Source organism: Tardiphaga sp. (assembly GCF_025356345.1).
Lineage (GTDB): Bacteria > Pseudomonadota > Alphaproteobacteria > Rhizobiales > Xanthobacteraceae > Tardiphaga.
On record NZ_JANXTC010000154.1, the window covers coordinates 1 to 17986 of the forward strand.

Below are 17986 nucleotides of genomic sequence, written 5' to 3' on the forward strand. Positions count from 1 at the left end.
GACAAACTGTTCGCCGAAGGTGCGGTCGCAACCCCGGACTCCAAGCGCAAGGAGTTGTACGAGAAGGCGCAGAAAATTCTGGTCGAGGACGTTCCGGTGGCGTGGATGCTGGAGCTGCAGTTCCCGACCATTACCAACTGCAAGATCAAGAACCTGATCACCACCGGCATCGGCGTCAATGACGGCTTCCGTGACGCCTGGATCGACAAGTAGGGCGATATGCGTGGCTTCCTGCAATGACGGGCGAGGATCTCTCCCCCGTCATTGCGTGGAGCCACTTGGCGACGAAGCAATCCAGGGGCCGCAAGTTCGGCAAGTCTGGATTGCTTCGTCGCTTCGCTCCTCGCAATGACGGGTAGAGGCCCGTTAAAATCCTGACAAAAATATTGGACCTCTGATGCTGTCATTTATTGCCCAGAGGATGGTGAAGGGCGTGTTCGTCCTGCTGGCGATCATCGTCATGAATTTTTTCCTGATCCGGCTCGCGCCGGGCGATCCCGCCGTGGTGATGGCCGGCGAAGCCGGCGCCAGCGATCCGGTATTCGTGGCGCAGTTGCGCGAGAAATTCTCGCTCGACAAGCCGCTGCCGGAACAGCTTTTGTCCTACGTCAAGGGCGTTGTTACGCTCGATCTCGGCTTCTCGTTCCGCCAGCAGATGCCGGTATCGACGCTGATCGCCGAGCGGCTGCCGGCGACTTTGCTGCTGACGCTGACGGCCTTCGCGATCTCGCTTTTGCTGGGCATCACCTTCGGCACGCTGGCGGCGCGGTTCGCCGGCACCTGGGCGGATACCGGGATCACGGTGATGGCGTTGCTGTTCTACGCGACGCCGATCTTCTGGGTCGCGCTGATGGCGATCCTGCTGTTCTCGGTGGTGCTGGGCTGGCTGCCGAGCTTCGGCTACGAGACCATTGGCGGCAACTACACCGGGTTCGACCGCGTGCTCGACATCGGCGCGCATCTGATCATGCCGGCGATGACCATCGGGCTGTTCTTCATGGCGACCTATGCCCGGATGACACGGGCTTCGATGCTCGAGGTGAAGCGGCTCGACTTCGTCAAGACCGCGCGTGCCAAGGGGCTGCGCGACAATGTCATTCAGCGCCGCCACGTGTTGCGCAACGCGCTACTGCCGGTAGTGACTCTGGCCGGCGTGCATTCCGGCACGCTGATCGGTGGCGCGGTGCTGACCGAGACGGTGTTCGCCTGGCCCGGCATTGGCCGGCTGCTGTACGAAGCCCTGCTGCAGCGCGACTACAACCTCCTGCTCGGCGTCTTCGTGGTTTGCTCCGCGATAGTGCTGATCTTCAATCTTATCACCGATCTGGTCTATCGGCTGGTCGATCCGCGGATTGAGTTCACGTCATGAAGAATTTCTGGAAGGCCATGCTGCGGCATCCGGGTGGGATGATCGGCCTGGTCATCGTCACGGTTGCGATCTTCATCGCGGTGTTCGGCCCGACCCTGTTCCCGACCTCGCCCTGGCGCATGGTGCAGCGGCCGTTCCTGCCGCCATTCGCCTCGCCCGCGGTGACGCTCGGCACCGACGCGCTTGGCCGCGACGTGTTTGCCGGGCTGATCTATGGTGCGCGGGTATCGTTGCTGGTCGGCATGGTGTCGACGCTGGTGGCGCTGATCGTGGGCGTACCGCTCGGCGCCATCGCCGGCTATTTCGGCGGTCGTATCGATGACGCCTTGATGCGCTTCACCGAATTCTTCCAGACCATTCCCAGCTTCGCGCTGGCCATCGTGCTGGTCGCGATCCTGCAGCCGTCGATCTATTCGATTGTGACCTCGATCGCGATCGTCAGCTGGCCGCCGGTAGCGCGGCTGGTGCGCGGCGAGGTGCTATCGCTGCGATCACGCGAATATGTCCAGGCCGCGATCGTCACCGGCCAGAGCAACTCCTGGATCATCTGGCGCGAAATCCTTCCCAATGCGATGTCGCCGGTGATCGTGCTGGCTTCGCTGATGGTGGCCAATGCGATCCTGCTGGAATCCTCGCTGTCGTTCCTCGGCCTTGGCGATCCCAATCTGATGTCGTGGGGCTACATGGTCGGCGCCGGCCGCACCGTGATCCGGCAGGCGTGGTGGATCACCGTGTTCCCCGGCGTCGCGATCCTGATCTCGGTGCTTGGCATGAACCTGGTCGGCGAAGGTCTCAACGACGCTCTCAATCCGCGCCTCGCCAAGGATGGCCGCTGATGACCGCGAACCCTGCCATTTCCATCCAAAATCTGAAAATCGCGCTGCCGAAAGGGGCCGAGCGGCCCTACGCGGTCGATGGCATCTCGATCGACCTGATCCCCGGCGAGATTGTCTGCGTGGTCGGCGAATCCGGCTCCGGCAAGTCGATGTGCGCGCATGCGCTGATGGGCCTCCTGCCCGACACCGTCTCGACCGAAACCGGGGCGATCCTGTTCGAGGGCCGCGACCTGCTGAAGCTCGACGAGGACGGCTGGCGCGATATCCGCGGCCGCCGGATCGCGATGGTGTTTCAGGAGCCGATGACCGCACTCAATCCGCTGATGCGGATCGGCGAGCAGATGATGGAGATGTTCGAGGCGCATGATCTGCTGACGCCGAAGGAGCGCCGTGCCAAGGCGCTGAGCCTGGCGCGCGAGGTCGGCCTGCCGGATCCCGAGCGCATCGTGCGCGCCTATCCGCACCAATTGTCCGGCGGCCAGCGTCAGCGCGCGATGATCGCGATGGCGCTGGCGCTGGAGCCGACCGTGCTGGTGGCCGATGAGCCGACCACCGCGCTCGACGTCACCACGCAGGCGCAGATCCTGAAACTGATCCGCGACCTGCAGCGCCGCCGCAACATGGCGGTGATGTTCATCACCCATGACTTTGGCGTGGTCGCCGATATCGCCGACCGCGTCGTGGTGTTGCGTCACGGCAAGGTGGTGGAGGAGGGGACGGCGGCAGAAGTTCTGACGCGGCCGCGGCACGACTACACCAAGGCGCTGCTCGCCGCGGTGCCGTCGATGCATCCGCCGCAGCGCGCGCCGCTGGATGGCCGGGCCAAGGCGGTCGAGGTCGTCGGCCTCGACAAGACCTATGTGACCTCCGGCGGCTGGTTCAAGCCGGATCGCTCGGTGCGTGCCGCCAATGAAGTCAGCTTTGATATTTTGCAGGGAGAGACGCTGGGTCTGGTCGGTGAATCCGGCTCCGGAAAATCCTCGGTGGCGCGGCTGGTGATGCAGCTGATCAAACCCGATCGCGGCACTGTTCGGATCGGCGATTCCGATCTGACCAAGCTGACGGGCAAGGCGCTGCGCGAGCAGCGCCACCGCATCCAGATGATCTTTCAGGATCCGTTCGCCTCGCTGAACCCGCGGCGCAAGGTTGGCCATATCATCAGCGACGGCCCGATCGCGCATGGCACCGAGCCGAAGCTGGCCATGCAGCGCGCGCGCGAGCTGCTTGGCCTCGTCGGCCTCGACGCCGGCGCGATGGAGCGCTATCCGCATGAATTCTCCGGCGGCCAGCGCCAGCGCATCGGCATTGCGCGGGCGCTCGCGCTCGATCCGGAAATCATTGTCGCCGACGAGGCGGTGTCGGCACTCGACGTCTCGGTGCAGGCGCAGGTGCTGCGGCTGCTCGAAGACCTCAAGGCGCGGCTTGGCCTGTCAATGCTGTTCATCACCCACGACCTTCGCGTCGCCGCCCAGATCTGCGACCGCATCGCGGTGATGCAGCGCGGCGTCATCGTCGAACTGAAACCGACGGCGCAGCTGTTCGCGTCGCCCGAACATCCCTATACGCGCGAACTGCTGGCGGCGGTGCCCGGCCAGAGCGCGCCACCGCGGGCCGCCTGAATCCATGAAGTGCGTTCTTCTCAGCGGAGGGTTTGACCTCCGCAAATATCTCGCCTCGGAAATCAAGCGCCTCGAGGGCCGCATCAGTTTCGTCGATCATCTCGACGGCAGTGATCCCGCCGAAATCCGGATGGCGGTGGGCTGGCATCCGCCGGCCGACGCGTTTGACCACTACCCCAATCTCGAAGTGGCCTGTTCGATCGGCGCCGGGGCCGACAACATCCTGAACTGTCCGAGCCTGCGCGAGGACATTCGGGTGGTGCGCATCGTCGAGCCGGCGCAGGCGCAGATGATGGCGGGCTTCGTGATCTTTCATGCGATCTGGCACCAGCGCCATTTTGCGACCTATTTCGCCAACCAGCGCGAGCGGGTCTGGAAGCGGATCGGTCAGCGCACCATGCAGGAAGTCCCTGTCGGCATTTTGGGGTATGGCGCGATCGGCGCCCGCGTCGCAGCCGATCTGGCGATGCTCGGTTTTCCGGTCAATGTCTGGAGCCGGAGCGCCAAACCAACACCTGCCGGTATCACCGGTTTTCATGGCGCTGACGGCCTTGATGCGATGCTGGCCGGCACTGAAATCCTGGTCAATTTGCTGCCGCTGACGGCGGAGACGAAAGGCATTCTGAACGGTGTATTGTTCGGCAAGCTGCGTCGCGGTGGCTATCTGATCCAGGTCGGCCGCGGCCCGCATCTGGTCGAGCAGGATCTGCTCGAGGCGCTTGACAGCGGCCAGCTCGCTGGCGCCGCGCTCGACGTCTTTCATGTCGAGCCACTGCCACCAGAGCATCCGTTCTGGGTCCACCCGAAGATCGTGCTGACACCGCATGACGCCAGCGACGTCAGCCTCGTCGCCACCGGCCAGACCATTCTGGCGACCGCCGAAGCGCTGCGGGCGGGGCTGCCGCCGAAGGATGCGGTGGATCGTAGTCGCGGGTATTGAACGAAGCCGGCATTGTGAGGAGCACTTGCGAGACCGGGCGGGCAAGTCACTCCACCGCGAGCCCGACCGCTGCTGCCGATGCTTCCAGCCAGTGCAGGAAGCTGCCGGCGTAGCTGCGCGCCACCGCGATGTGAATGGTCGGCACCTCGTCCACCTTCCACAGCGTCACGCCGATATGCGCGATCTGAGTCACCGCGACGCTACCGGCCGGAAACGAAGGTGCGGCGAGATCGATTGCGACGCCCTTGGCCAGTACTTCCAGCAACGCCGGGCCGGACAGCCGCAGCACCCCATAGCTGTCGGACTGGTCGACCACCGACGCCAGCCCGTCGAGCTGTATCGACAGGTCGTCGATGAAGCGCGGCGTGCGCGCATCATGGGTGACCAGCCAGCGGCCTGGCCCGGTGCCGAGGAATGACAGCAAATCATGGCCGGAGCCATGCGGCCCCGATGGCAGGGTGATGTCGAACTGCGCTTTTACAGCGGCCATCAGCGCCGCGGTCTGGCCCTTGCGGGCCATCACGGTGGCGATGGCGAGGCCGCTGCGTTCGCGCGCGACCACGCCACGGCCGCGGCCGACCGGGCGGAGAGCCGCGAAGGCGGAGAGGTGATTTAGATCAAGCACGCAGCCGCACCCCTTCCGAATCGACGAACACTGGCGACACCACTTCGAGCTCCAGATCGGCGCCGCGGATCGGATCCCAGCCGCGGATGATTTCGCCGATCCGCTCCGGCCCGCGTGCCAGCAGGCCAAGCCCGATCCAGTATCCCGCCGACGGACTGAACGCCGTCGAGGTGACGTGGCCGGCATGGTTGTCGGGCGACGGCGTGACGTCGCGTGCAAACAGCAGCGCGCCATTGCGCAGGCGCTGGCCGCGATCCACCGGTCGCAGTCCGACCAGCGTCGGGCGCGCCGGATCGACCAGCGCCTCGCGCGCCGCCATCGCGCGGCCGATATAGTCCTTTTTTTGTGACATCATCCCGCCGAGGCCGAGGTCGCGCGCCACGGTCTGGCCGTTGAGCTCGGAGCCGGCGACATGGCCCTTCTCGATCCGCATCACGCTGAGCGCCTCGGTGCCGTACAGCGTCGCGCCAAAGGCCTCGCCGGCGGCCATCAGCGCGCGCAGCAGCGCCTCGCCATAGCCCGCGGGCGCGGCGATCTCAAAGGCCAATTCGCCGGAGAACGAGACGCGGAACAGCCGCAGCGGAATCTCGCCAAACCATTTAAATGTCGCGCAGCCCATATAGGGAAACGCCTCGTTGGAAAGTTCGATGGCGTCGCCGAGTAGGGCCCGCAGCAATTCACGCGCGCGCGGACCGGCGACGGCATATTGCGCCCATTGCTCGGTCACCGAGACCATCTGCACGTCGAGCTCCGGCCACAGCACCTGATGGCCATATTCCAGATGCTGCATCACCCGGCCGGCGTTCACCGTGGTGGTGGTCATGACGTAGTGAAGCGGCGACAGCCGCGCCACGGTGCCGTCATCCAGCACAAAGCCATCCTCGCGCAGCATCACGCCGTAGCGCGTCTTGCCGACCGCCAGCGTCGAGAAGGTGTTGATGTAGATTCGATCGAGAAACGCGCCGACATCGGAGCCCAGAAGCGCGATCTTGCCCAGGGTCGAGACGTCGCAGATGCCGACGCTGGAGCGCACCGCCTTGACCTCGCGGGTCACGCTGGTCAGCCAGTCGCTCTCGCCCGGCGCATTGAACCATTGCGCCCGCATCCACGGACCCGCTTCGACGAAATTGGCGCCGGCGCCGGCGGCATAGACATGGCTCGCCGTCTGCCGGGTCGGCTTGAAATGTGTTCCGCGGTGCAGCCCGGCAAAGGCGCCGATCGCTACCGGCACGTGCGGCGGCCGCACGCGGGTGGTGCCGGTCTCTGCGATGGTCTTCTGAATCGCGCCGGCCAGAATGGCGAGGCCGTTGACGCTCGAGGTCTTGCCCTGGTCGGTGGCCATGCCGAGCGTGGTGTAGCGCTTCAGCTGCTCGACCGAGCGAAACCCTTCCTGCGCGGCCAGCGCGACGTCGGCGGCGGTGACGTCGTTCTGCAGGTCGACAAAGGCCTTGGCGCGCGATCCTGCGAACAGCCAGGTCGGCGTGACGCCGTAGGCCTCATCGCTGGCGGCGATCTGTTTCGGCGGCTGTGGCTCAAATCCCGCGCGCGTCGCGGCTTCAGCTCCGGCACGTGCGCCGTCGCGCAGCGCTTCGCCCAGCGTCCAGCGTGCCGACGCGGCGCCCGCGATCTGCAGGCCTGTTGGCGTGGTGTCACAAAGAAACGCCGAGGCTGCTTGAGACCAATTGCCCTTGCTGCCGAGGTGGGTGGCGATGCCGATGTTCGGCGTCCAACCGCCGCTGACGCCGAGTGTGTCGGCATGGATGCTCCGCGTTCTGCCGCTGCTATCGATGATGCTGATCGTGTTCAGCCGGCGATAGCCGGATGTGTCGGTGACATGCGCGCCACAGAATTGCGGGGCGTCGCCGGCGAGGTTTCGCACCCCGGACGAGACGTCGCCGCGCGCATCGATCACGGCGGCGATCTCGATGCCGGCCTGTCGCAGGTCGAAGGCGCTGCGCCAGCCGTCATCCGACGTCGTGAAGATCGCCACGCGCCGTCCGGCGGCGACGCCAAAACGGTTGGCATAGGTCCGCAGCGCCGAGGCGAGCAGAATGCCGGGCCGGTCATTGCCGGGAAACACCAGCGGTCGTTCCGTCGCACCCGCGGCGAGCACGCATTGGCGGGCGACGATCTTCCACAACCGCTGCCGCGGCGTGAATTCCGCCGGCACGGGCAGATGATCCGATACCCGCTCGATGGCGCCATATTCGCCGTCATAGGCGCCGAATACCGCCGTGCGTTTCAGGATACGCAGATTGGGCATCGAGCCCAGTTCGGCCTCTGCCAGCGCGGCCCACGAGGCTGCCGTGACGTCGTCGATGTGCGCCGTCTCGCTCAGCAACCGTCCGCCGAGTACAAAATCCTCTTCCGCCAGAATCACCCGCGCACCGGCACGGCCGGCGGCGAGCGCACTGGCCAGGCCCGCGGGGCCGGCGCCGATCACCAGCAGGTCGCAGAACGCGTGCGACTTCTCGTAACAGTCGGGATCGTCCTGTCCGCTCAGCGCGCCCAGCCCGGCGGAGGCCCGGATTGCCGGCTCGTAGTACTTTTCCCAGAACGACGCCGGCCACATGAATGTCTTGTAGTAGAAGCCGGCATTGAGCAGCGGCCCGGCCAGTTGATGCACGGCGCGCAGGTCGAAATTCGGCGACGGCCAGCAATTCTGGCTGCTGGCTTCCAGCCCGTCGAACAACTCGACAGTTGTGGACTTGGTGTTGGGTTCGGCGCGCGCGCCGGCGCGCAGCGTGACCAGCGCATTCGGCTCTTCTGGGCCGGCCGAGAAAATGCCGCGCGGGCGATGATATTTGAATGAGCGGCCGACCAGCATGACCTCGTTGGCGAGCAGCGCCGAGGCCAGCGTGTCGCCGGCATGGCCGCTGTAGTCCTTGCCGTCGAAGCGGAACGATTGTTTCCGTGTGCGGTCGATCAGCCCGCCGGCGGCAAGGCGGCTCATGACGTCGCCTCGCCATGCGCGAGTTCCGCGGCCAGAATTTCGTGGGTAGTCGTGTTGCGCGTCACGGTGAGCCAGGCATGGCAGCCGGCGGAATGGTACCAGTGCTCGCTGTGCTCGCCGGCCTTGTTATCGCGCAGATAGACATAGTCGTACATGCCGTCGACGCCGGGCGCCGGACGCGTCAGCGTGGCGTCGCCCTGATAGGCGAATTCGGTGATGTCGCGGAGACCGCAGAAAGGGCAGGGGATGCGCATATCAGCTCAATGCAAATTGGGTTGGGCGCCCTGGCCCTTTTCGTCGAGAATGGCGCCGATCCGAAAACGGTCGAAGCGCAGCCCGGCGGCGGCGGGATGCAGCGCATCCGTCGCCAGCAGATGTGCGAACACCAGCCCGGAGCCCGGCGTCGCCTTGAAGCCGCCATAGCACCAGCCAGCATTGAGATAGAGCCCGTCGACCGGGGTGCGGTCGATGATCGGCGAGCCGTCCATCGACATGTCGACCAGGCCGCCCCAGCTGCGCAGCATCCGCGCCCGGCCGATCGACGGCATCAAGGCCATGCCGCCCTCGCAGACATCCTCGGCCACTGGCAGGTTACCGCGCTGGGCGTAGGAGTTGTAGCCGTCGATATCGCCACCGAACACCAGCCCGCCCTTGTCGGACTGGCTGATATAGAAGTGCCCGGCGCCGAAGGTGATGACCCCGGGGATCACCGGCTTCAGCCCCTCGGACACGAAGGCCTGCAGCACATGGCTCTCGATCGGCAGCCGCAGCCCGGCCATCTCGGCGACCCGCGAACTGGACCCGGCAACGGCGAGGCCGATTTTCTTCGCTCGGATTTTTCCGCGCGTCGTCGTCACGCCGCTGACGCTACCATCGACGATATCAATGCCGGTCACCTCGCAGTTCTGGATCACGTCGACGCCGCGGCTGGAGGCTGCGCGCGCAAACCCCCAGGCGACGGCGTCATGGCGCACGGTGCCGCCGCGCTTCTGCAGTAGCCCGCCCTGGATCGGGAACCGGGCGGCGTCGAAATTCAGGAATGGATAGAGCTGGCGGACGCCGTCGCGGTCGAGCAGTTCGGCATCGACGCCGTTCAGCCGCATCATGTTGCCGCGCCTTGCATAGGCGTCGCGCTGGCCGTCGGAATGGAACAAATTGAGCACGCCGCGCTGGCTGACCATGGCGTTGTAGTTAATATCCTGCTCGAGCCCCTCCCACAATTTCAGCGACAATTCGTACAGCGAGATGTTCGGCGACAGCAGATAGTTGGAGCGGATGATGGTGGTGTTGCGGCCGATATTGCCTGACCCGATCCAGCTCTTTTCCAGCACCGCGATATTCTTCAGGCCATATTCCCTGGCGAGGTAATAGGCCGTCGCCAGGCCATGGCCGCCGCCGCCGACGATCACGATGTCATATTCGGCTTTTGGCGCGGCATCGCGCCATTGCGGCGCCCAGCCGCGGTGGCCGGACAGTGTCTGTGTGATGAGGGAGGTCAGCGAATAGCGCATCAGGGGATCCGGCGGCGGCAAGGTGCTCAATGTTGCCCGAAACGGCGGCGATGACTAGGCCCAAGGCCACATAGAGCAGTCCGTCCAGGCCATGCCTGCTATGGCCTGGCGAGCCAAAAACCGCCGACGACAAGAATCATGGCCAGGGCGACGATGATGCCGAGCACCGTGGCGCTGATGGCGAGCAGGCCGTGGGCTTCGAGCCAGCCGCGTAACGCTTTTTCCATGGTCCGATGAACCTCCCGCCGAATTGAATGTTGCTTTTGGCCTGCGCAGCGTATCAAACGGCCGCCGCGCCGTCCCCCTCGTCGAGACATTATCCGGAGATCATTATGGACCATCTGCACACCCAGGGCATCGACATGCCCAAACTCGGCCTCGGTACCTTTCGCCTGCAGGGTGATGCCTGCCGCGCGGCGGTGGAGAGCGCGCTGGGCCTCGGCTATCGCCACATCGACACCGCCGAGATGTATGGCAATGAGGACGGCGTCGGCGCCAGTATTGCTGCCTCGGGCGTCAAGCGCGACGATATCCACCTCACGACAAAAGTCTGGCACGAGAACCTGGCGCCGGATGCGATCCGGCGCGCCTTCGATGCCAGCCTGAAGAAGCTCAGGCTCGATTATGTCGATCTCTATCTGGTGCACTGGCCGTCGAAGGGCATGAACCTGCCCGCGATGTTCGAGACGCTGGTAAAACTGAAGGAGCAGGGCCGCACCCGCGCCATCGGCGTCGCCAATTTCACCGTGCCGCTGCTGAGGCAGGTGGTGGAAGAGATCGGCGCGCCGATCGCCTGCAATCAGGTCGAGTATCATGTGCTGCTCGACCAGTCGAAGGTGCTGGACTATCTGCGCAGCCATTCGATCCCGCTGGTCGCCTATTGCCCGCTGGCGCAGGGCAAGGTGGTCGACAACGCCGTATTGCGGAAGATCGGCGCCAAGCACCACGCCAGCGCGGCGCAGGTGGCGCTGAAATGGCTGCTCGACCAGGATGGCGTCGCGGCGATTCCGAAGGCGTCGCGTGCCGAGAGCCAGCAGGCCAATCTCGACGCATTGAAAGTGCCGCTCGACGATGAGGACCGGGCCGCGATCGCCGCGCTGCCGAAAGACCAGCGTCTGGTCAATCCGGCGGCCTTCGCGCCCGACTGGGACTAGGCTTTTCCCCTCCCCCTGCGTCTTCGCGGTGGGGAGGGTGGCCGGCCGTCAGGCTGGTTGGGGGGCTCGTGCCGCTTGCGCAACCCGAATTGACCGACCATCATCTTCCTAAAAGCAAAGCCTAGGGAGATGTTGATGCCCGCTTCCTCGCGTTCCGCGATGCGTCTTTCGCTGATCATTCGTGCCGGCCGATTTGGCGCGGCTGCGGTCCAGGCCGGCATCATTGTAGCAATGGGAGTGCTCATGTCGTCGGCCCATGCCGCCAGCTTCGTCTATGTCGGCAATGCCGACAGCCAGGATATCACTGTCCTCGAACTGAAACCGGACGGCGCGATGATTGCGTCGGAGACCGTGGCGGTGCCGGGACCGGCCAAGCCCGGCGGATCGCTGCCGCTCGTGATCAGCCCGGAAAAGGACCGGCTCTATGCCGGGCTGCGAAATGAGCCCTATTCGGCGGTTGCCTTCGGCATCGACGCGAAGTCCGGAAGGCTGACGTTCATTGGCGCGGGCCCGCTGACGGATTCGATGGCCTATCTGTCGATCGATCGCACCGGCCGCTTCCTGCTGGGGGCGTCGTATGGCGGCAACAAGGTCGCGATACATCCGATCGGGCCGAATGGCGTGCTCGCGTCGGCGCTGCAGGTCATCGCCACCGAGCCCAACGCGCATTGCATCATCTTCGATCCCACCAATCGCTACGTGCTGCACACCAGCCTCGGCGGCGACGTCATCTATCAGCAGAAATTCGATGCCGCGAAGGGCACGCTGTCGCCGAACGATCCGCCGACCGTCAGCGTCAAGGCCAAAGGCGGTCCGCGCCATCTACTGTTTTCGCCGGATCGCCGGTTTGTCTATCTGCTGAACGAGCTCGATGCCGCGATCTACGTGTTCCCGTGGAATGCAGCCACCGGCACGCTGAAGAAGGAAACCCAGATCGCCTCCGCCTTGCCGAAAGGCTTTGATGGCAAGCCGTGGGCGGCGGACATCCACCTCACGCCGGATGGCAAGTTCCTCTACGCCTCGGAGCGGACGTCGAGTACGCTGGCGGCGTTCGCCGTCGATGCCACGACCGGCGCGCTAGCGCCGATCGACTCTTACCCGACCGAAAAGCAGCCGCGCGGTTTTGCGATCGACCCGTCCGGCCGCTATCTGCTGGCGGTTGGGCAGCTCTCCAACAGCCTGACCAGCTACGCGATCGACAGAGCGAGCGGCAAGCTGACCGCGCTGGGGCAGTACCCGACCGGCAAGAACCCGAACTGGGTGGAGATCGTGAATCTGCCATAGCGGTAGTGGCAAGGGATCTCTTTATCCCGTCATTGCGAGGAGCCGTTGCGACGAAGCAATCCTGTTCTTCCGTGCCTAGAGTCTTGTGGATTGCCGCTTCGCAAGGGCTCCTCGCAATGACGGTGAGCTGGCGGCTTCCAGCAGGCGCCGTCCGCGCCACGCCAGTAATTTCCGCTTTGTCCGGGCTGGCCGCGCCCTTACAGTGCCGCCCGAACCGGACACTGGCAAAGCATGCACGATCTCATTCGCGATATCACGCTGTGTATTCTGTTTGCGTGGGGCATCGGGCTGCTGGCGCATTTCTTCAAGCAACCGCTGATCCTTGCCTATCTCGTCGCCGGCTTCTTTATCGGGCCGTACGGCGCCGGCTGGGTCAAGTCCGAGGAATCGATCAGCACGATCTCCGAGCTTGGCCTGATCTTCATGCTGTTCATGATCGGGCTCGAGATCGACCTCAAGAAGATCGTGCGCGCCGGCCGCGTCATTCTGTTCGCCGCCGGCGGGCAGCTGATCGGTGGCTGTGTGCTGGGCGCGCTGTTCTTCATGGCGATCGGCCTGCCGCTGGCCAATGGCAAGTTCGACGCGCTGTATCTGTGCATCGCCTGCGCGCTGTCCTCCACGGTGGTGATCGTCAAGGTGTTGTACGAGAAGCGCGAGCTCGACACGCTGCCCGGCCGCATCACGCTCGGCATCCTGGTGCTGCAGGATATTTTTGCGATCCTGTTTTTGGCGGTGCAGCCCAGCCTTGCCGACCTGCAGCTCACCGTCATCCTGCTGTCGATCGCCCGGGTCGGCGCGCTGGTGGCGACCGCGCTGATGCTGAGCCGCTACATTCTGCCGCATCTGTTTCACCAGATCGCGCGGCGGCCGGAATTGGTGCTGCTGGGCGCGCTGGCGTGGTGCTTTTTGATCGGCGAGATCGCCGAGCGGCTGCATCTGTCGCGCGAGATGGGCTCGCTGGTCGCCGGCGTATCGCTGTCCACCTTCCCCTATGCGCTCGATGTCACCGCGAAGGTGACAACGTTGCGCGATTTCTTCATCACGCTGTTTTTCGTCGCCGTCGGCATGACGATTCCGGTTCCCAATTTGTCGGTGATCGGGCTGGCGCTGATCATCGCCCTGTTCACCGTTGCCAGCCGTATCCTCACCACCTTCATACCGCTGTATCTGATGAAGCAGGGGCTGCGCGCCAGCCTGCTGCCGGCGCTCAACCTGGCCCAGATCAGCGAGTTTTCGCTAGTGGTGCTGCAGACCGGCATCGCGGCTGGCCACATCACCACCCGGACCTCCAGCGCCACCTCGTTTGCCTTCGTGATCCTGGCGGTACTCTCGACCTTTGCGATGCTGCGCAGCGACCAGATCACCCGGTGGCTGATAGGTCCGCTGAAGCGGATCGGGCTGCGCGATCTCGACCATGGCCAGGGGGCGGGCGGTGAGGCCGGACAAGCGGGTGACCACGGCGCCCGCCGCATCGTCATTCTCGGCTTTTACCGCGCGGCGTCGGCGCTGCTCAGCGAAATCCAGCGCCAGAACGAGTCGCTGCTCGAGCAGATCAGCGTGGTCGACTTCAACCCCCAGGTGTTCCGCACGTTGGTCGAGCGCGGCCAGCACGTGATCTATGGCGACATCAGCCATGTCGACACGCTGGTGCATGCCGGCGTCGGCCATGCCGAGATCATCATCCTCAGCGTGCCGGATTCGCTGCTGAAGGGGGCCACCAATGAGCGGCTGGTTCGCCATGTCCGCTCCATCAATCCGACCGCTCGGATCATTGCCTGTGCCGACCTGCTGAGCGACGTCCCGGACATTTATGCCGCTGGCGCCGATTACGTCACGGTGACGAGGCTCAGCGACGCCCATGCGCTGTATGAGGTGATCGACGCCGCCGATCAGGGCCTGCTGCCCGCCAAGCGCGCCGAACTGGACGCCCAGCTCGCGGAGCGGAGGGAAGTGCTGCCTTAGGGTTCTTCCTGCTTCCCCTTGCCCGTCCAGCAAAGCTTCGCTTCGCCGGTGGGCGAGGGAAAAAGGGCCTGAGCTGCATCCATATTCCGCACAGCGATCCCGCATGGCCCCATCCGGAACCGCGGGTTGCGTCCCCACCCGCTCTGCGCCATATGGACCATACCCGTTCACAGAGTGCGCGCCATGGCCGACCCGATTCCCGAAGTCCTGCAAGCCTTTGCCCTTGGCGAGATGGTTGTGGTTACCGATGATGACGACCGCGAGGGCGAGGGCGACCTGATCGTCGCGGCGTCGTTCTGTACCGCCGAGAAGATGGCCTTCATCATCCGCCACACTTCCGGCATCGTCTGCGCGCCGATCACGATCGACGACGCACGCCGTTTCCGGCTCGATCCGATGGTGACGAACAATGATTCCAACCATACCACGGCCTTCACCGTATCGATCGACTACAAGCCCGACAATGGCACCGGCATCTCCGCCGACGAGCGCGCCTCGTGCTGCCGCGCGCTGGCCAATCCCAATGCCGGCGCCAGCGACTTTTCGCGTCCGGGTCACATCTTCCCGCTGATCGCCCGGGAGGGCGGCGTGCTGATGCGCTCCGGCCATACCGAGGCCGCGGTCGACCTGTGCAAGCTCGCCAATCTCGCGCCAGTCGGCGTCATCAGCGAATTGATGAACGACGATGGCACCGTGATGAAGGGGCAGCAGGTCGTCGATTTCGCGGCCAGGCACAAGCTCAAGCACGTCACCATCGCCGACATGATCGCCTATCGCCAGGCGCGCGAGAAACTGATCGAGCGCGTCTCCAGCTTCATCACCGAAAGCCCGATCGGTCCGCTGCAGGGCTATTCCTATCGCTCGCCGTTCGATCCGATCCACCATGCCGCTTTCGTCTACGGCACGGTTGGGGACGGCAAGAATGTGCTGACCCGGTTCCATAAGCCGAACATCGTCAAGGACATTTTCTTCGGCCCGAAGAATATGCAGAGCGTTCTGCGGCACTTCGAAAAGGCCGGTAGCGGTGTGCTCGTTTATCTGCGCGATGGTGCCGCGGGTGTTCCCGTGGAACCGCTCGACGTTCCGAAATCGGCGGAAGCCGACCGCAACCGGCAATGGCGCGAAATCGGCGTCGGCGCGCAGATCCTGCGCGATCTCGGCGTCACCTCGATCCGCCATCTGACGTCATCGACGCATGACTACAAGGGGCTTTCCGGTTTCGGCATCGAGATCGCCTGCAATGAACAGCTTGATGGCGATCCGCCAAAGTCATAATGTGCCCGCCGGCGTCAGAGCGCCCGCGATTTGATCTGAAAAGGATATTTTGATGAGCGTTGCCACCAAGGCAAAGGACAAGCCGGCCGCCGCTGCGAATTTCCAGTGGGACGACGCGTTCCTGCTCGACGACCAGCTCACCGAAGACGAGCGCATGATCCGCGACACCGCGCGCGCTTACGCCCAGGACAAGCTGCTGCCGCGTGTCACCGATGCGTATCTTAACGAACATACCGACCGCGAAATCTTCAACGAGATGGGCGAGCTCGGCCTGATCGGCGTGACGCTGCCCGAGGACTATGGCTGCGCCAATGCCAGCTATGTCGCCTACGGCCTGGTGGCGCGCGAGATCGAGCGTGTCGATTCCGGCTATCGCTCGATGAACTCGGTGCAGTCGTCATTGGTGATGTATCCGATCTACGCCTATGGCGACGACAATCAGCGCAAGAAGTATCTGCCCAAGCTTGCCACTGGCGAATGGGTCGGCTGCTTTGGCCTCACCGAGCCCGATGCCGGTTCCGATCCCAGTGGCATGAAGACCCGCGCCGAGAAGGTGGCCGACGGCTACCGTCTCACCGGCTCGAAAATGTGGATCTCCAACGCGCCGATCGCCGACGTGTTCGTGGTGTGGGCGAAGTCCGCCGCGCATGACAACCAGATCCGCGGCTTCATCCTCGAGAAGGGTATGAAGGGCCTGTCGGCGCCAAAGATCGGCGGCAAGCTGAGCTTGCGCGCCTCGATCACCGGCGAGATCGTGATGGACGGCGTGGTGGTTGGCGAAGAGGCGCTGTTGCCCAATGTCTCCGGCCTGAAGGGCCCGTTCGGCTGCCTCAACCGCGCCCGTTACGGCATCTCCTGGGGCGTGCTCGGCGCCGCCGAGGACTGCATGGCGCGCGCGCGGCAGTACACGCTGGACCGCAAGCAGTTCAACCGTCCGCTCGCCGCCACCCAGCTGGTACAAAAGAAGCTCGCGGACATGCTGACCGAGATCACGCTCGGCCTGCAGGGCAGCTTGCGCGTTGGCCGGCTGATGGATGAAGGCAATTTTCATCCCGACATGATCTCGGTGATGAAGCGCAATAATTGCGGTAAGGCGCTGGATATCGCCCGCATGGCCCGCGACATGCACGGCGGTAATGGCATTCAGATCGAATACCATGTGATGCGCCACGCCCAGAACCTCGAGACGGTCAACACTTACGAGGGCACGCACGACGTCCATGCGCTGATCCTCGGCCGCGCCATCACCGGCATTCAGGCGTTCGGGTAACAAACGTCATTCCGGGGCGGGAGCGGCGCGAGCCGCGACCGAACCCGGAATCCCGCAATGGCCTGGCGCCATCGGATACTCCCATATCGGGATTCCGGATTTGCGATCGCCTGACGGCGCTCGCGCCCCGGAATGGCGAGTGACGCGGAACTGATCAAGCATGAGCGACAATGACGACGTCCCGTTCAACCGCGACTATCCGCTGCAGCCGGGCGTCGTCGACCATGTCCGGCCGGGCGTGCGCCGCATCCTGTGCAACAACCCGTCGCCCTTCACCTTCACCGGGACGAACAGCTACATTGTCGGCGAAGGCCGCGTCGCGATCATCGATCCCGGCCCGCTCAACGCGGCGCATGCGCAGGCGCTGCTCGATGCGGTCAAGGGCGAGACCGTCACCCACATCATCGTCACCCACACCCATAACGACCATTCGCCGAACACCGCGGCGATCAAGGCGGCCACCGGTGCCACCGTCTATGCCGAAGGCCCGCACCGCGCCTCGCGGCCACGCTTCGAGAGCGAGCAGCATTCGCCGGAATCCGGCGCCGACCGCGATTTCATGCCGGACGTGCGGGTCGCCGACGGCGAGGTGATCGAGGGCGATGGCTGGGCGCTGCGGGCGGTGGCGACTCCTGGCCACACCGCCAACCACATGGCGTTTTCCTGGGTGGAGAGGAAATATCTGTTCGTCGCCGATCACGTGATGGGCTGGTCAACCTCGATCGTGGCGCCGCCCGACGGCTCGATGATCGACTACATGGCGAGCCTGCATCGGCTAGCGGCGCGCCCCGAGGATCTTTACTTCTCCGGTCACGGTCCGGAAATTCCCGACGCGCCAAAATTCGTGCGCTTTCTGATCCGGCATCGGCAGGCCCGCGAGCAGTCGATCCTGCATCGCCTCGCCAAGGGCGAAGCCGACATCCCGACCCTGGTGCGCGCGATCTATATCGGCATCGACCCGCGCCTCACCGGTGCCGCCGGCTATTCGGTGCTGGCGCATCTGGAAGATCTCGTCGCGCGCGGCGTGGTGGCAACCTCCGGCGATCCGGTGATTTCGGGCAGCTACAGGCTGGCTAATTAAATACTCCGACCTATCTTCGTCATTGCGAGGAGCGAAGCGACGCGGCAATCCAGTCTTTGCTTCTGGATTGCTTCATCGCAAGGGCTCCTCGCAATGACGGCTGAGGG

General features: G+C 64.5%; 15 protein-coding genes and 1 pseudogene. 11 read left to right on the forward strand and 5 right to left on the reverse strand.

Annotated elements, in window-relative coordinates; all coding sequences use genetic code 11:
• From Q0S16_RS09035 to Q0S16_RS09055, 5 genes and pseudogenes are all read left to right on the forward strand, one after another.
• Positions 1-213 (forward strand): annotated as a pseudogene (locus Q0S16_RS09035) (ABC transporter substrate-binding protein); the annotation flags it as partial.
• 184 nt (positions 214-397) lie between these two features.
• Positions 398-1369, forward strand: coding sequence for an ABC transporter permease (locus Q0S16_RS09040; RefSeq protein ID WP_295847241.1), 972 nt, complete (start codon positions 398-400; stop codon positions 1367-1369).
• Positions 1366-2205, forward strand: a complete 840-nt coding sequence (locus tag Q0S16_RS09045; RefSeq protein WP_295847242.1) for an ABC transporter permease — start codon at positions 1366-1368, stop codon at positions 2203-2205. Before Q0S16_RS09040 ends, Q0S16_RS09045 begins: the two co-directional genes overlap by 4 nt.
• Positions 2205-3824 (forward strand): ABC transporter ATP-binding protein, encoded by a 1620-nt coding sequence (locus Q0S16_RS09050; RefSeq protein WP_295847244.1) that lies wholly within the window; start codon positions 2205-2207, stop codon positions 3822-3824. The genes Q0S16_RS09045 and Q0S16_RS09050 overlap by 1 nt, the downstream gene beginning before the upstream one ends.
• A gap of 4 nt (positions 3825-3828) precedes the next feature.
• Positions 3829-4764: a glyoxylate/hydroxypyruvate reductase A gene (locus Q0S16_RS09055; RefSeq protein WP_295847247.1), complete on the forward strand. Its 936-nt coding sequence runs from the start codon at positions 3829-3831 to the stop codon at positions 4762-4764.
• Between the two features lie 46 nt (positions 4765-4810).
• Here Q0S16_RS09055 and Q0S16_RS09060 read toward each other — a convergent pair whose 3' ends face one another.
• The 5 genes from Q0S16_RS09060 to Q0S16_RS09080 form a co-directional block, all read right to left on the reverse strand.
• Positions 4811-5389 (reverse strand): sarcosine oxidase subunit gamma family protein, encoded by a 579-nt coding sequence (locus Q0S16_RS09060; protein WP_295847251.1) that lies wholly within the window; start codon positions 5387-5389, stop codon positions 4811-4813.
• The gene (locus Q0S16_RS09065) at positions 5382-8342 is read right to left on the reverse strand and encodes a sarcosine oxidase subunit alpha family protein (RefSeq protein WP_295847255.1); all 2961 of its coding nucleotides are present in this window, start codon (positions 8340-8342) and stop codon (positions 5382-5384) included. The genes Q0S16_RS09060 and Q0S16_RS09065 overlap by 8 nt, the downstream gene beginning before the upstream one ends.
• Positions 8339-8596 carry a sarcosine oxidase subunit delta gene (locus tag Q0S16_RS09070; RefSeq protein WP_295847258.1) on the reverse strand — a complete coding sequence of 86 codons (258 nt, stop codon included), beginning with the start codon at positions 8594-8596 and terminating at the stop codon, positions 8339-8341. The genes Q0S16_RS09065 and Q0S16_RS09070 overlap by 4 nt, the downstream gene beginning before the upstream one ends.
• Before the next feature lie 6 nt (positions 8597-8602).
• On the reverse strand, positions 8603-9853 hold the full coding sequence (locus Q0S16_RS09075) for a sarcosine oxidase subunit beta family protein (protein ID WP_295847259.1): 1251 nt from the start codon (positions 9851-9853) through the stop codon (positions 8603-8605).
• Between the two features lie 98 nt (positions 9854-9951).
• Positions 9952-10080 (reverse strand): hypothetical protein, encoded by a 129-nt coding sequence (locus Q0S16_RS09080; RefSeq protein WP_295847261.1) that lies wholly within the window; start codon positions 10078-10080, stop codon positions 9952-9954.
• Positions 10081-10185: 105 nt separating this feature from the next.
• Here Q0S16_RS09080 and Q0S16_RS09085 point away from each other — a divergent pair, with 105 nt between their 5' ends.
• The 6 genes from Q0S16_RS09085 to Q0S16_RS09110 all read left to right on the forward strand — a co-directional run bounded on the left by Q0S16_RS09085 (position 10186) and on the right by Q0S16_RS09110 (position 17879).
• A complete protein-coding gene (locus Q0S16_RS09085) occupies positions 10186-11007 on the forward strand; it encodes an aldo/keto reductase (protein WP_295847264.1) in 822 nt (273 codons plus the stop codon).
• Positions 11008-11142: 135 nt separating this feature from the next.
• On the forward strand, positions 11143-12291 hold the full coding sequence (locus Q0S16_RS09090; RefSeq protein WP_295847267.1) for a beta-propeller fold lactonase family protein: 1149 nt from the start codon (positions 11143-11145) through the stop codon (positions 12289-12291).
• 231 nt (positions 12292-12522) lie between these two features.
• Complete coding sequence (locus Q0S16_RS09095; RefSeq protein ID WP_295847269.1) at positions 12523-14253, forward strand: cation:proton antiporter; 1731 nt, start codon at positions 12523-12525, stop codon at positions 14251-14253.
• Positions 14254-14436: 183 nt separating this feature from the next.
• Complete coding sequence (gene ribB / locus Q0S16_RS09100; protein WP_295847270.1) at positions 14437-15528, forward strand: 3,4-dihydroxy-2-butanone-4-phosphate synthase; 1092 nt, start codon at positions 14437-14439, stop codon at positions 15526-15528.
• 52 nt (positions 15529-15580) lie between these two features.
• Complete coding sequence (locus Q0S16_RS09105) at positions 15581-16798, forward strand: acyl-CoA dehydrogenase (RefSeq protein WP_295847272.1); 1218 nt, start codon at positions 15581-15583, stop codon at positions 16796-16798.
• A 160-nt stretch (positions 16799-16958) separates the two neighbouring features.
• On the forward strand, positions 16959-17879 hold the full coding sequence (locus tag Q0S16_RS09110; RefSeq protein WP_295847273.1) for an MBL fold metallo-hydrolase: 921 nt from the start codon (positions 16959-16961) through the stop codon (positions 17877-17879).
• Positions 17880-17986: the final 107 nt, after the last annotated feature.